Below are 13,598 nucleotides of genomic sequence, written 5' to 3'. Positions count from 1 at the left end.
ATGACCGACAGCAACCCACAACCGATTCTCTCTCAGCCCAGCACGGCATTATACATCAACCGCGAATTGAGTTGGCTGGAGTTCAACCGCCGCTGCCTGCTAGAGGCAGCCCGCCCCGAACTCCCCCTTTTGGAGCGGCTGCGCTTCCTGACCATCTTCAGCAACAACCTTGATGAATTTTTTATGGTGCGCGTCTCTGGGTTGAAGGATCAAGTTGACGCCGGAATCAGCGACCCCACGCCCGACGGCATGACCCCTAGCCAACAGTTGGACGCTATCCGCGAACGCCTCATGCCCATGCTCCACGAACAGCGGGCGATGCTTCATGAGGATTTACTTCCCAAATTGGCGGAACACGGCGTGCGCATCGTCCGCTATACCGATCTCGATGAGGCGGATCGCTATATTTTGCGGCGCTATTACGAAACGGAATTGTTCCCCGTCCTCACCCCCCTTGCCGTCGATCCCGGACGCCCGTTTCCCCATATTTCCAACCTCAGCCTAAATTTGGCAATTGTTCTTCATGATCAGTATGGGCGTGAGCAGTTTGCCCGTGTCAAAGTACCAACCCTTGTCTCGCGGATTGTCTCCCTTCAGCAATGCTACCAAACCTATGGCAAGGGCGAGATCGATCCAAGCGGTGAGCAGCGCTTTCTTTGGTTAGAAGACCTCATTGCCGCTAACCTCGACTTGCTTTTCCCCGGCATGACGGTGATTCATGCCAGCGCCTTCCGCGTGACGCGCAACAATGATCTTGAAATTGCTGAAGAAGAAGCCAGCGACCTCTTAGAGACGATTGAAGATATTGTTCGTCAGCGCCGCTTTGGTCCCGTCGTCCGCCTCGATGTTGCCGAGAATATGCCAGAGCGCGTGCGGACGCTGCTGTTGGAAAACCTTGAAGTCACCCCCGCCGATATGTACGTCCTACGTACTCCATTGGGCATCAAAGACATAGCCGATCTGTGCAACCTAGACCTGCCCGCGCTAAAGTTCTCGCCCTACGCGCCACAGCGTCCTTCGCGTCTGCCCGTCGGGGTTGATATTTTCGCGGCAATCCGGGGCGGCGATATTTTGCTCCATCACCCCTTTGATAGTTTCCTGCCAACGATTGAATTTTTTCAACAGGCGGCGGAAGACCCCAACGTATTGGCGATCAAGACGACGCTTTACCGCGTGGGACGCAACTCCCCATTGGTAGAGGCGCTTCTGGACGCCCAAGAAAACCTGAAACAAGTCGCCGTGCTGGTTGAGCTTAAGGCACGCTTTGACGAAGAAAACAACATCGGTTGGGCGCGGCGCTTGGAGGCGGCGGGCGTTCATATTGTCTATGGCTTGGTTGGCTTGAAAACGCACGCAAAGGTGACTCTTGTTGTCCGCCGCGAGACAGATGGGGTGCGCCGCTATGTTCACCTTTCTACGGGCAATTACAACGCGACAACGGCGCGGCTGTATACCGATTTAGCCCTGTTCACCTGCGATCCGGTCATTGGCGCCGATGCCTCGCAGTTGTTCAACCGCCTGACGGGGTATGCCAGTGACATTCGCTATAACAAACTGTGGGTTGCTCCCGAATTTTTACGTGCCGTCTTTACGGAAAAAATTCAGCGGGAAATTGCCCATGCACGCGCCGGACGTAAAGGGCAGATGATCCTCAAAATGAATTCCCTGGTCGATCCGGGCATGATCGCCCTTCTTTACGAAGCCTCCCAAGCGGGTGTCCAGATTGACCTTCTGGTGCGCGGCATTTGCTGTTTGCGTCCGGGGGTGCCGGGAATCAGCGAGAACATCCGCGTTCGCTGCCTTTTGGGGCGCTATCTTGAACACGGGCGGGTGTACTACTTCCACAACGGGGGTGAGGAAGAAGTCTATTTGGGAAGTGCCGATCTGATGCAGCGTAACTTAAATCGCCGCGTGGAAGTCATTTTTCCGGTGGAGTCCGCCGATTTGAAGCGCCAGATCATGGACGAGATCATCGCCATAGAACTGCGCGATAATGTGAAATCGCGTCGCTTACTTCCCGACGGCACGTACCTTCCCATCCTTCCAGGGGCGGGGGAAGCCCCCCTAGAGGCACAGCGCTGGTTCATGGAGCGGCGGCGGGACACTTAAGCCCCACACCGCCCTTACCCGCTCACTGTCCGGCGTTGCCGCTGGCGGGGCGTTCATCGGGCGGGACGTAGCCTTCCACCCGGAAAACGTTCACCCCGCTCATGATCGTTGACCCATCGCGCAGCGTTGCCCGCGCCTGAAGATCATAGCCCCCCGGCACAAGCGCCCACCATGCCCACCAGGGGGCGGCGTTTGTTGTTTGGAACAGCCGTCCGTTAAGCCAGTATTCCACACGGATGGTTTCCGGCGGCACAACCACCGAAAAGCGCACACGCTGCGTCTCAAAGGGGATCAGCGGGCTGATCTGGAAAATCGTATAGGGATCGGGCGTGAGCAGGCGAAGAGTATCCCCCTGAGTTTGGTAAGCCACGCTCTCTAGGGCGACGGGCGGCGGTTGAATAGCGTTCCGAATCCCCCACGCCCGCGCCTCTTGGGGCAGCACCATAAAGACCTGATCGCGCTTGTAAAAGGGCGGGGTCGTCTCATCGGCAAGCAGTCCGCTGCGGGTATCTATGGTGAAGGTTTGCCAGATCGTGTCATATGCCGTCGGGATTGTCCCCAAAATAAACCATTCAAGGCGCTTGCGCGGACAGGATGCCGTTGGCAGTAGACCGGAGGCGGTGCATACTTCGGCTTGGACGATCCCCGGCGGGCGTTCAAAGGATACCTTCGGCTGATCGTTTAGCACCGCACGGATGAAATCGTTCCAAATCGGACCCGCCCCCGTCACGCCGGAGACGCGGTACATCGGCGTGTTGTCGGGGTTGCCCACCCACACCCCAACGACGATCTGTGGCGTGTAGCCCACCGTCCAATTATCGCGATAATCCGTCGTCGTCCCTGTTTTCACCGCCGCTGGTCGGTCAATTTGCAGCGGACTGTGATCGCCAAAAGAGGGCATCCGCGCTTCGTTATCGCTCAAAATGTCGGTGATCAGCCATGCCACCTTCGGATCAATCACATAGGGCTGCGGGGGGCGCGGCGTCCATTCATAGAGGGTGTTGCCGGCACGATCTTTCACACTGAGCAGCAGCGACCACTCCACCGGACGCCCGCTGTTGGCAAGGGCGGCATAGGCGGCAGTCAGGTCAATCAAGCGGACATCCCCGCCGCCTAGTGTGATCGACAAGCCAATTTTTTCGAGATTGTTTAGCGTTGTAATGCCCAAGCGGTTCAGCAGCCGGATGAACGGCTCAATCCCTACAGCGTCCAGAGCGACCACCGCCGGAATGTTATAGGAAGACGCCAACGCCTCCCGAACGAGGACAGGACCCCGTTCCACCAAGCCATAATTGCTTGGCGTGTAGCTCTCCAATTTATTCGTGACAAAGGGTGTTGAAATATCGAGAACCATCGTGGCGGGCGTCCAAGCGTTGGGCTTGTCGGGATCAAAGGCGAGCGCATAGGTGAACGGTTTTAGCGTTGATCCCGGCTGGCGGGGGGCAACCGCCATGTTCACCGCCCCACTGTTATCCTCGTTGAAATAATCGGGGCTGCCCACCATCGTCAGCACTTGCCCTGTGCGTGGGTCGATAGCGACGATGGCTGCCCCAGTCGCATTGTTGGCGGGTTTGGTTGCCGTTGAGGTGTTCAGAAAGCCCAGATGGCGGCGGGCGGTTTCTTCGGCAAGGCGTTGGTAATCCAGATCAAGGGTGGTGATCACCTCCAGCCCGCCTTCGTAGAGGTATTCGCCAAAGTTTGCCGCCACCACCTTCCACACCTCTTGGACAAAGTGCGGCGCGTTGATCGGGAACTGCCCAGAGCCGTATTGAAGAGGCTGCTTGAATGCCTCGTCTGCGGCGGCTTTTGTCAGATAGCCCGCGTTCACCATGAGGTCAAGGACGACGCGCTGACGATCTTTCCCGCCGGTGGGGTTTGTCAGTGGATCATAAATGGCCGGCGATTGCGGCAAGCCTGCCAACATCGCTGCTTCAGCAAGGGTCAACTCGCGGGCATCTTTGTCAAAGTAGGCACGCGCCGCCGCCTCCACGCCGTAGGCAAGGTTGCCATAGTAGGTCTGGTTCAAATAAAGCGCGAGAATCTCATCATGGCTGTAGCGCCCCGAAAGCTGCACCGCTAGTGCCATCTCACGGAGTTTGCGGCGCAAGGTGCGTTCCGCCCGCTGGTTGGGGTCAAGCAAGAGGTTGCGGACAACCTGTTGGGTGATCGTGCTTCCCCCCGCACGGATTTCCCCACCTTGTATGTTGATCCACAAGGCGCGGATCATGCCCTCAAGGTCAATACCGCGTGTTGCATAAAAATTGCGATCCTCAGTAGCAATCGTTGCCTGAATCAGCGCTTGAGGCATCTCACTGAGAGGGATGGGCGCATGTCGCCCGCCCTGCGGGTCAATGACCTCGTAGAGCAAGCGCCCTTTGCGGTCATAGATGCGTGTGGTGGGAAGTGCCAAACCCGCTTCAAGGCGATCTAAGGAAGGGAGGTCGCTGAAAATCCACAGATAAAGTCCGCCGCCAGCGATCAGAAACAGGGTGAGCAAGACGATTCCGACCTGCTGCCAACGCCGCCGCGCCCGAAACCACCGCCCCGCCCGTCTTAGCCCGTTGCCCATCATTGATCCCCATCCAGCCGCCGATGGATTCATCATACCATCGTTCCCCGCTCACGCTGCCCAACGGCTGATCAACGGGTAGGTGACGCTGCGAGCGAGATATAATCTTTCTTAACGGAAACTTGCACGGCACACTACGCCCAATGACCATACCGCTTGTCACCTTAGCCGATATTCAACGCGCCCAACAAACGCTGCGCGGGGTTGCTTTCCATACCCCGCTGCTTCCCGCCTTTCATGCCACCGCAGACGGCACTCAACTCTGGTTGAAACCGGAAAATTTGCAGCCGATTGGCTCGTTCAAAATTCGCGGGGCATCACACAAAATCCTCAGCCTCGATTCGGACGTGCGGGCGCGGGGGGTGATTGCCTATTCCAGCGGAAACCATGCGCAAGGTGTTGCCTTTGCCGCCAAAGCCTGCGGGATTCCCGCCGTCATTGTCATGCCCAACAACGCTCCGGCGGTGAAGATTGAGGCGACACGCGGCTATGGGGCGCAGGTTGTCCTCTATGACCCCGCCACCGAAAGCCGCGAGGCGGTGGCGGCGGAACTCATGGCGGGGCAGGCATGGACGCTCGTCCCCCCCTTTGATGATCCCCTTGTCATTGCCGGACAGGGGACGATTGGCGCGGAAATTTATGCTGATTTACCAACGGTCAATCTCGTTCTTGTGCCTATTGGCGGCGGCGGCTTGATCAGCGGGGTAGCGGCTACGCTGAAACATCTGAATCCCGCCGTGAAACTCATTGGCGTTGAGCCAGCGCTTGCCAACGATGCGCAGCAATCCTTCCGCGGTGGGGCGCTGCGGGCGATTACCCCCGCCGAAGCATGGCGCACCATTGCTGATGGCGTTCGCACGCTCACTCTGAGCGATCTCACCTTTCGCCATATGCAAGCCTATGTAGACGAGGTGATCACCGTCACCGAAACCGAGATTAGAGCCAGCACGCGGGAACTCATCCTAAACAACCATCTGTGGGTCGAACCATCCGGCGCCTTGACCTATGCGGCGTGGCGCTGCCATCAAGCGGAACTCCCCCCCGCCGCCCAAACGGTGGCGATCATCAGCGGTGGCAGCGCTGATCCGGCGGTGATCGCCTCGATCCTTGTCGGGGGTTGAGGGGAGGGACTTCCTGCTTTACGCTCTGCCCTTGAAGGGAACTTCTAAAAGACTTGTAGCGTGATCTAAAGACATACACTATGGTCTTGTGATCAGACCGTGACTCATAAATGATGAGAATAACGGTAAAGTAGTTCTAATCAATAGTCACCATGTATTCTCTATCCCCTGAGGGATTTTGGAAGGTCTTATGCGACGGCGTATTGCAATCATAGTCATTCTGTGTTTCTTGTTCCCTGTTCTGCCCCCGATCTCGGCGCAAGCCAGCGGATCGTTGAACCCAACGGGGGCAATGACCCGCGCCCGCGCCTGCCACACGGCAACCCTTCTTCAAGATGGTACGGTGTTGGTGGCGGGGGGCATTCCCGGCGATGGGCGCATCAACAGCGATGCCGATATTTACAACCCAACCACGGGGGCGTTTACGCCTGTTGGCGAGTTGAATCGTCCGCGTGCCTGTCACGGGGCGGCGCTTTTGAGAAATGGGCTTGTCCTCATCATTGGTGGGGTGAATCGTCGGGGGCGGATGTCCACTGCCGAAGTCTATGACCCCATCACAAAAGAATTTACCTACATTGGGGACATGACCACCATCCGTTCGGGGTTCACGGCAACTGTTCTCAAGGATGGTCGCGTGTTGATCACGGGTGGCTACGGGACGGGTATTCTGCAAAGCGCGGAAATCTTCGACCCCGCCACCTTCACCTTCACGAACATTGGGATGATGACCATCTCTCGCTATAACCACACGGCGACGCTGCTCCAAGATGGGCGCGTGTTGATTGTCGGTGGGCAGGTGCGGGCGCGGGGCAACAACCAAATCTTCGCCACCGCCGAAATTTACGACCCGGCAACGAACCGCTTCACGGTTACAGGGTCAATGTCCGTTGCGCGGCAAAAGCACGCGGCGGCGCTGCTGCCCGATGGCAATGTCCTGATCACGGGCGGCGCCGATGAACGGGATTGGAATGGCGTTTATGCCAGCGCTGAAATCTATGATGTGAAAACAGGCGTGTTCATTCCGGCGGGAAGCATGTGGTCAACGCGCTTTCGGAATGCTGATGCCGTGGTCATTCTCCCCAATGGGCAGCCGCTCATTTCTTACGGGGCGCGAAATCTGGAACTTTATAACCCGCAAACAGGCGCCTTTGAACTGTTGAACGGATCGTTCGATACAGATCGGTTCTATGGCACGGCAACGGTGTTGGGAAATGGGACGGTGCTGATTGTGGGCGGCTACGATTACAATATTGAGGCAACCACCCAAGCCTGGATTTTCCGTCCGTGACTCGAACATGTGCGGCACATCGTCACGAGTAGACCACCAAGAAGGTATAAGTCATTTCACAACCGCACCCCTTGTCCATCCCTATAAACGGAGAGAGGCTGTTCACCCCCTTTCCCGGCAAGCGGGAAAAGGGGTTCTTTTAGAAATCTTTCTGACGGACTGCTCGGTAGGTTTGGGCGGAGGGTGTCAAGAGACGCCCGCCGCCATTGTTCCTTCCTCGTTTTCGTCTTCCTCGTCGCCGATCAAACTGCCCGCCACCGCATCCAGTGAAAGGGCTGTGAGTGCTGGCGTCCCACAGACCAAACACGATGGATCGCGGGGGATGTTCACCCACTGGGCGCTGTAAGGGGCAAGAGTCACCCCATCCATGATCTCCATAGCAACATTGGCAAGGATCACCGTATTCGCCGGATAAGGGCGGTGCTGCGGCTGTCCGGCTAAGAGGGTGTTCAGCGCCATATCTGCTTGGGCGCTTGCTACACGGACGACGTGAAGATACAGTCCGGGTTCGGCTTCAATCGTCCCTTCGTCACTGATCATCCCGTAATCGAGGTCTTCAGCGGGGGCGTTCGTCGTCTCGCGGGCGGTTGCCTCGGCAATATCCTCACGAAGCTGCCGCGCCCAACACGCATAGCAGGGACCACTGTTCGGCTGAATGATCGTCACATCGCCGCCTTCGCCCCGCTCATAAACGCCGGCATAAAGGGCGGTTTTTCCATATTGGCGGCACAGGGAATTGATCTCATACTTCACCAATTCCCCGTCCACACCGACGATCACCAAGTCCACTTCGGCAAGTTTCGCCGCGTGCTGTTCCAAACGCCCGCTGATCGCCTCCACATGGGCGGCGGGGTTGCGGGCGTGGATCAAATCTGCCACTGCCTCGACCTTCGGACGCCCTACATCGCGCATATCGGCAACATGGCGGACGATGTTCGTCGCCTCTACCGTGTCGTCATCGATGAGAACAAACCCGCCAACGCCGCTCATTGCTAAGGCAAGGGCAACAAACCCGCCCCCCGATCCCAACCCAACCACCGCCACTTTTTTCTGTGCCAATTGGGCAAGGGATTCCTTTCCCAAAAGCCGCTCCACACGATCCCAATCTGCTCGTGCCGTCATGCCATCTTTCCTTCTAGGAGGTTTGCTTCCACTGCTGCTGCTAAATCGGCAAGGGTGCGTTCGGGTGTCCATGCCCATGTTGGATAGGCAGAGGCGGGGACGGGCTTTGATGCCTCCCACAATTTGCGGAATAATTCCGGTTCATTGGCTAACGCTTTTAACAAGGCGACGGGGGTGATCCGCACCAGCGGACGGCGTGCCGGATAATCGGCATCCGTCACCAAAAACAGGATGTACGGACTAGGCGGACGCCACACCCAACTGCAAATTTCAAGGGGCGGGACACCATCCGTATCATACTGCTTGAAATCTGGGGTAAATTTTTGCGCCCGAAGGGTATCCCGCTCAAGGCGCACCCGTTCTGGGTTTGCCAAGTGCCAGCCAATGCTGTTTAAGACAGGCAGCGATTCATTGGGCAGCACAAGCGGATGTACCCGCACAAAGCGGCGGATAGTGCGGCTGATATACCAAAAATCAATGCGCACCCACCGTGTGTCATTGATCGGAATGATCAGCCAATCGCCCGCCTCTGGCTCGCCGTGCGCGTCAAACTCATCATCATAATCGTTGGCAAAGCGCTCCCGAAGCGTGTGAAGGCGAGAGGAGAGGCGATTCAAAAGCGTTGGGGAAGGTTCTTCTTCCTCATTCGTGTCGTCCTCTCCAAGCAGTTCCTCAAGCGGCGGCATTTCGGGCAGTTTTTCCCAAACCGTCGCCAAAAACACCAGCAGCTGCGGCGCTCCCATCTCTGGATCGGCAAGATCATCGAGCGCCGTTGCCAAATCCCCCTCAGAGGGAATTGTGTAGGTGCCGGGGTGTTTATGCCAATTTCCCAGATGGGTTAGGGAGGTGCGCAGCGTCGGCTGGATCGGCTTTCCGGCAGCGTCTAGACCCCGTTGAAGGCACAGCCGCCAGTTGTCCTCATACCAATTGAAGATCGCATTTTGCCATTCGTCGCCCTGTTCAAACATCGCTCCCAAACGGATCGCGCTGTCGTCAGGGGGAATGGTGTCAAGGACGATCATATCTGGCTCGGCGCGCTCGGCGCTAGGGAGGGTGAACCCAAAAAGGACTTCACCCGTCTCTGTGTCATAGATCAACGCATTGGCGACGATCTTATCAATCACCCGCTGAGCAACACTGACGCGAGGAAGGCGATCTGGATTCACGCCGAATAAACTCCGAAACATGGCGCGTCACTTCACCCGTTCTTCAATGCCGGGCCACGTCCCAATTGCCCGCCATGTATAATAGGCGTACAGCCATTGGACGCCCCACGCGGCTACCGTCACTGCTGTAGAGCGCGAGGGATTCCACCCATAGGTTTCGCCATCTTTTGGGTTAAAGAGGCAAAGCTGCCCATCTTCAAACTGGTGCTTCTCGCTGTAAATCTGCGGTTTCACCACATAGGCTTCTGGCGGACGGTCTGGGTAGCTTGCCGGATAGAGAATTTTCAGGGCGTGTTCCCGCTGTGGGATGTTTTTCAGGTTGATCTCCACCGTGCCAAGCCAATACAAGTTTTGCCCGGGCTTGACAACAAGGCGGAAGGTGTCGGCAAAGGCGGCACGCATCGCCTCTACTTCTAGGCGCAGCCGCGCCGATACGTTCTCTCGTGTCCCCCACCAAACGGTCATTGGGTTCATCTCCTGTGCTGTCGTCGGTTGTCTCGTTCTAGATCGTCAGAATTAATGAAGGGCAGAGGCAGTCGTTTCTTCTTCTGCATCATTGGTATTCGTCATCAGCAGTTCGTCAAGGCTCATGCCGCCATTCAACCGTTCGCGCTCAACGGCATGGGTCAGCCAGGGATCAATCTCGCCGTCTTCCTTGATAAATTCCTTGATCTGCCCATCATAGGCGGGACGAACGATGAATTCATGGACGGCGAATACCGTTTCGCCAATGCTCACCCGCACCGACCAACGCCCCCCACTGCGATTCGTGGGCAGCGGCAGCCATGTTTTGGTGGTGACGAAATTTTGTCCCTGTTTCAATTCATAAAGCTGCTTGTAGGTGTAGCGTTCCTCGCCCGCTTCGTCGTGGATGGCGAAGGTGATCGTTCCCCGCCCGCGTTGGTAGGGCAGCGAGATCACCAAAAAGGGGCGAATCTGCTGCGCATCCGTAGGGACTGGGGCAAGGCGCACCAGATCGGGCGTGGTGTCCCCGTGATAGGCAAGCAAGCCAATATCATCAAGGGTCAACTCCCATGTGTCGGGGCGGTTTCCGGCGCGGCGCATGGCACGCTTACCAACCTCGGCGGGGGTCATTTTTTCGCGCTCAAGGTCTGTCGGATCGTACTCTGTGTTCATCTGTCGGCGGGCTTGGGCGGTGAACCGCTGGCGGTCTGCTTCCTCTTCGGCGCGGCGTTGGATGTCACGGGCAAGACGAGCCGATACCGAGTTGCCATTTTGCCTTCCGCCCCCGTTAGCGAATGTACTGGCAAAATGGATCAAACTCATCACGACCAAAATACCAAAGAAAACAACGGTTGCTGAACTGCTGCCAAAGATGCGTCCTTTGGAAGCGACGGTCAAAAAAATAAAGACACCCCAAAACCACCACCACCCGCCATGGTCGTTGTTACGTGATCGTCTGCCACGCGAGTTCGACATGATCCAGTTCCTTCACTCAGCCATTCTCAGCCGTTTCGTCATCCGCCGTGTGTTCCGGCGGGCGTTTCGTCAGCAGATCAGAGCGCAGCACCATATAGACGACCCATGCCACCCAAATCCCGATGAAGATCAACGCAGGGGGGTCTATCTCACCCTGTATCACAGCGATTACGGCAAGCCCCACCATCAAGACGCCCGCCCCCATGAGTCCACCGCGCACCAAGCGCTGAATGGTCACTTGTGACATGGCATTAATTCTCGCTTGCTTGGCTGCGGCGTGCCTGTTCGCGGAGCAAATCCTCAAGGCTGACGGGATCATCCTCATCTACCGCCAACACGTGCCGCCCACGATCTTCATGGGGGGCGCTGCGCGACTCCTCCCGCGAGGGAAGCGCTTCGCCCCGTTCCGCCGCCGAGGTGGACATGCTGAATTCGTGAATCCCAACCAGTTCGCTGTTCACCCGCACACGTAAATCCCAAAGTCCCGCCCGCCCGCGTTCGCTGTTATCGCGCAAGGGCAGTTGGCGCTCACACAAGATCAGGTTTTCCCCATCACGGAGGTATTCTTGCATCCGGTGGGAAAATTGAAGGTTGCCAGAGCGATCATAAAACTCAAATTCAATCAGCGCCGTTTGTCCGGCGATCTCTGGCTCAATGCGCAGTTTGATATAGGGCTGAATTGCCCCATCATCATAGGACGCCGATTCCCCCACGCGCCGATTCCATGTGCTATCCTTGCGGCGGGTGTTCACCAGCAAGCCAATATCGGCAAGAACGTGCGCCGTGTCGCTGGTATAAGGCGAACGCGCCCGCGCCTTTTGAGAGGCACGCCGCGCCGCGCCCGTCATGCGGGCGGTTTGCGCCTGATCGCGCACGCGCTGCCCAACCTGCTGCCCTACAGCGCTAAGATCAATCCCGCGCAGCGTGACGAATGTTCCGGCAAGGTATGCCAAGACGAGCATAAGTGCCACTGTCGGTGGCACACTGGCAACGCCGGCGACGCTTGCCAACGAGACGACCAACACCAAGACGCCAATCAGCGCCAACCAAATTGCTTGCCCACGTCCAACAGTACGCATGAACGATCCTGACGGTGAAAAAAATTGCCTTTGGGTCACAGGATGCTGTACGTAGTTCATTGTACCTGTGTTTCACCCCCGATGGGAGATCAATCCCCAAAAACGCCCACAGATTGGGGGTCTGCACCTTACCCTCTGCCTCACAGTGACGTGCTGTCTCGATGTCCTTTCTCGCCCCTTCCCCACTCTGTAGAGCCACGCTTGGTATTCATCACAATCCTGTAATCAACTGCCATTTTTACATTTTTAGACGGCATTCAATGCTATACTGCCCAATTAGAGAGAGTAGCCAAAAAGATTATTAATAGGAAGGTAGAAGATGTCCACCACTGCTGTCATAGGGCTAAGTCGGCGTCAAAACCCTTATCTGGCTGGTCGGTCAGCGATGAAGCAAGCCCTCACCAAATTGGATGATCAGCGGGCTGATTTTATTCTTCTGTTTACCAGCGAGAACTACGATCAAGCGGCGGTATTACGTGGGGTGCGCTCAATCAGTAAGGGTATCCCCCTAATTGGCTGCTGCGGGGGGGGAAACCTCACCGCCAAAGGCTCCCAAATGAAAAGCGTAGCGCTTATGGCGATCCGAAGCGACAAGATCAGGATTACGACTGCCGTCGGAGAGATGGCGGAACAAACGATTCGTCTCGTCGCTGAACAGGTTGCCGAGTCGCTGGAAAACGACCTGATGGCTGCCCATGCAGCAGACCACAAAGCGCTGATGGTGCTTTCCGACAGCGCGGATAGAAAACTGCTGGATATTGTCGCCGGCATGACCGACACCCTCGGTCCAATTTGCCCACTCATCGGCGGCGGTGCGAACGACCACGCCCCGGCACGCCAATTTTTTAATAACCAGACCTACTCACAGGCGATTGTTGCCGCCTTGCTGTGTTCCAAAAGCCCGATTGGGATTGGCGTGCGGCATGGCTGGAATCCGGTGGGTGGCGCCTTGGTTGTCACCCAATCGGAGGGGCAGTTCATTGTGAAACTCAATGGTCGTCCCGCCTTTGAAGTCTTTCAAGAACTCTTTGCCTCCGATGCGCCGGATCTCAGCCCCGCCACATTCTATGCTTTTACCCGCACACATCCCATTGGGCTGCCGCAAATGAGCGGCGAATACCTGATTCGTGAGGTGGTTCAGGTGCGCCCTGATGGGGCGATTGAATGTGTGGGACACATCCCTGAAAATGCAGTAGTGCGCTTTATGCAGGGCGATCCCGACTCCTTGATGGTTGGCGCAAAACAGGCGGCTGAAGAAGCCATGCTTGCCCTGAACGGGAACCCGGCGGGGGCGATCCTTATCTTCGATTGCGTCTCCCGTTTGCCCATCCTCGGCGATAAAGTGGACGCTGAGATCGCCCTGATTCGGCAGGTTGTCGGCACAAAAACCCCATTACTGGGCATGTATACCTATGGTGAAATTGCCAATCCGGTAGGCGTTAACTTAGCCGCTTACCATAACAAAACGATTGTTATCTGTGCGCTGGCGGCTGAGTAATTCACTTTACTCACCTTACGCCGTTGGGTTTGTTCACCCCGTATTCATCGAAAGGGGCAGCTTGAGGGGGAAGCCCCCTCAAAAAAGTGCATCTTCCCTCTCCCGCGTAGCGGGAGAGGGGGCTAGGGGTGAGGGTCCGTGCGTAAGGTCAGTGAGTCATTCATCGATGGTTAACGTCCCGAGTGCCTGAATATCGGGCGTATTAC

General features: G+C 56.9%; 11 protein-coding genes. 4 read left to right on the top strand and 7 right to left on the bottom strand.

What is annotated here, in order from left to right:
• Complete coding sequence (ppk1, locus tag HS103_04385) at nt 1-2,109, top strand: polyphosphate kinase 1 (GenBank protein MBE7512037.1); 2,109 nt, start codon at nt 1-3, stop codon at nt 2,107-2,109.
• A 22-nt stretch (nt 2,110-2,131) separates the two neighbouring features.
• Here the strand turns inward: ppk1 and pbpC are convergent, their stop codons facing one another.
• Complete coding sequence (pbpC, locus tag HS103_04380) at nt 2,132-4,714, bottom strand: penicillin-binding protein 1C (protein MBE7512036.1); 2,583 nt, start codon at nt 4,712-4,714, stop codon at nt 2,132-2,134.
• A 107-nt stretch (nt 4,715-4,821) separates the two neighbouring features.
• Here pbpC and HS103_04375 point away from each other — a divergent pair, with 107 nt between their 5' ends.
• Both HS103_04375 and HS103_04370 read left to right on the top strand, forming a co-directional pair.
• Nucleotides 4,822-5,799, top strand: a complete 978-nt coding sequence (locus HS103_04375; protein ID MBE7512035.1) for a threonine/serine dehydratase — start codon at nt 4,822-4,824, stop codon at nt 5,797-5,799.
• A 190-nt stretch (nt 5,800-5,989) separates the two neighbouring features.
• On the top strand, nt 5,990-7,087 hold the full coding sequence (locus HS103_04370) for a hypothetical protein (protein MBE7512034.1): 1,098 nt from the start codon (nt 5,990-5,992) through the stop codon (nt 7,085-7,087).
• Nucleotides 7,088-7,273: 186 nt separating this feature from the next.
• Here HS103_04370 and HS103_04365 read toward each other — a convergent pair whose 3' ends face one another.
• Genes HS103_04365 through HS103_04340 form a run of 6 tightly spaced genes read right to left on the bottom strand, consistent with a single transcriptional unit; the run spans nt 7,274 to nt 11,894 of the window.
• Nucleotides 7,274-8,209: a ThiF family adenylyltransferase gene (locus HS103_04365; GenBank protein ID MBE7512033.1), complete on the bottom strand. Its 936-nt coding sequence runs from the start codon at nt 8,207-8,209 to the stop codon at nt 7,274-7,276.
• Complete coding sequence (locus HS103_04360; GenBank protein ID MBE7512032.1) at nt 8,206-9,396, bottom strand: hypothetical protein; 1,191 nt, start codon at nt 9,394-9,396, stop codon at nt 8,206-8,208. Before HS103_04360 ends, HS103_04365 begins: the two co-directional genes overlap by 4 nt.
• A 6-nt stretch (nt 9,397-9,402) precedes the next feature.
• On the bottom strand, nt 9,403-9,840 hold the full coding sequence (locus HS103_04355; protein ID MBE7512031.1) for a hypothetical protein: 438 nt from the start codon (nt 9,838-9,840) through the stop codon (nt 9,403-9,405).
• A 51-nt stretch (nt 9,841-9,891) separates the two neighbouring features.
• A complete protein-coding gene (locus tag HS103_04350) occupies nt 9,892-10,815 on the bottom strand; it encodes a hypothetical protein (GenBank protein MBE7512030.1) in 924 nt (307 codons plus the stop codon).
• Nucleotides 10,816-10,831: 16 nt separating this feature from the next.
• Nucleotides 10,832-11,062 carry a hypothetical protein gene (locus HS103_04345; GenBank protein MBE7512029.1) on the bottom strand — a complete coding sequence of 77 codons (231 nt, stop codon included), beginning with the start codon at nt 11,060-11,062 and terminating at the stop codon, nt 10,832-10,834.
• A gap of 4 nt (nt 11,063-11,066) precedes the next feature.
• On the bottom strand, nt 11,067-11,894 hold the full coding sequence (locus HS103_04340) for a hypothetical protein (protein MBE7512028.1): 828 nt from the start codon (nt 11,892-11,894) through the stop codon (nt 11,067-11,069).
• A gap of 319 nt (nt 11,895-12,213) precedes the next feature.
• Here HS103_04340 and HS103_04335 point away from each other — a divergent pair, with 319 nt between their 5' ends.
• Nucleotides 12,214-13,392, top strand: coding sequence for an FIST C-terminal domain-containing protein (locus HS103_04335; GenBank protein MBE7512027.1), 1,179 nt, complete (start codon nt 12,214-12,216; stop codon nt 13,390-13,392).
• Nucleotides 13,393-13,598 lie beyond the last annotated feature (206 nt).

The organism is Anaerolineales bacterium, from assembly GCA_015075625.1.
GTDB lineage: Bacteria > Chloroflexota > Anaerolineae > Aggregatilineales > UBA2796 > UBA2796.
The sequence above is the reverse complement of the archived record's forward strand: the minus strand, read 5'-3'. Positions and strand labels throughout refer to the sequence as shown.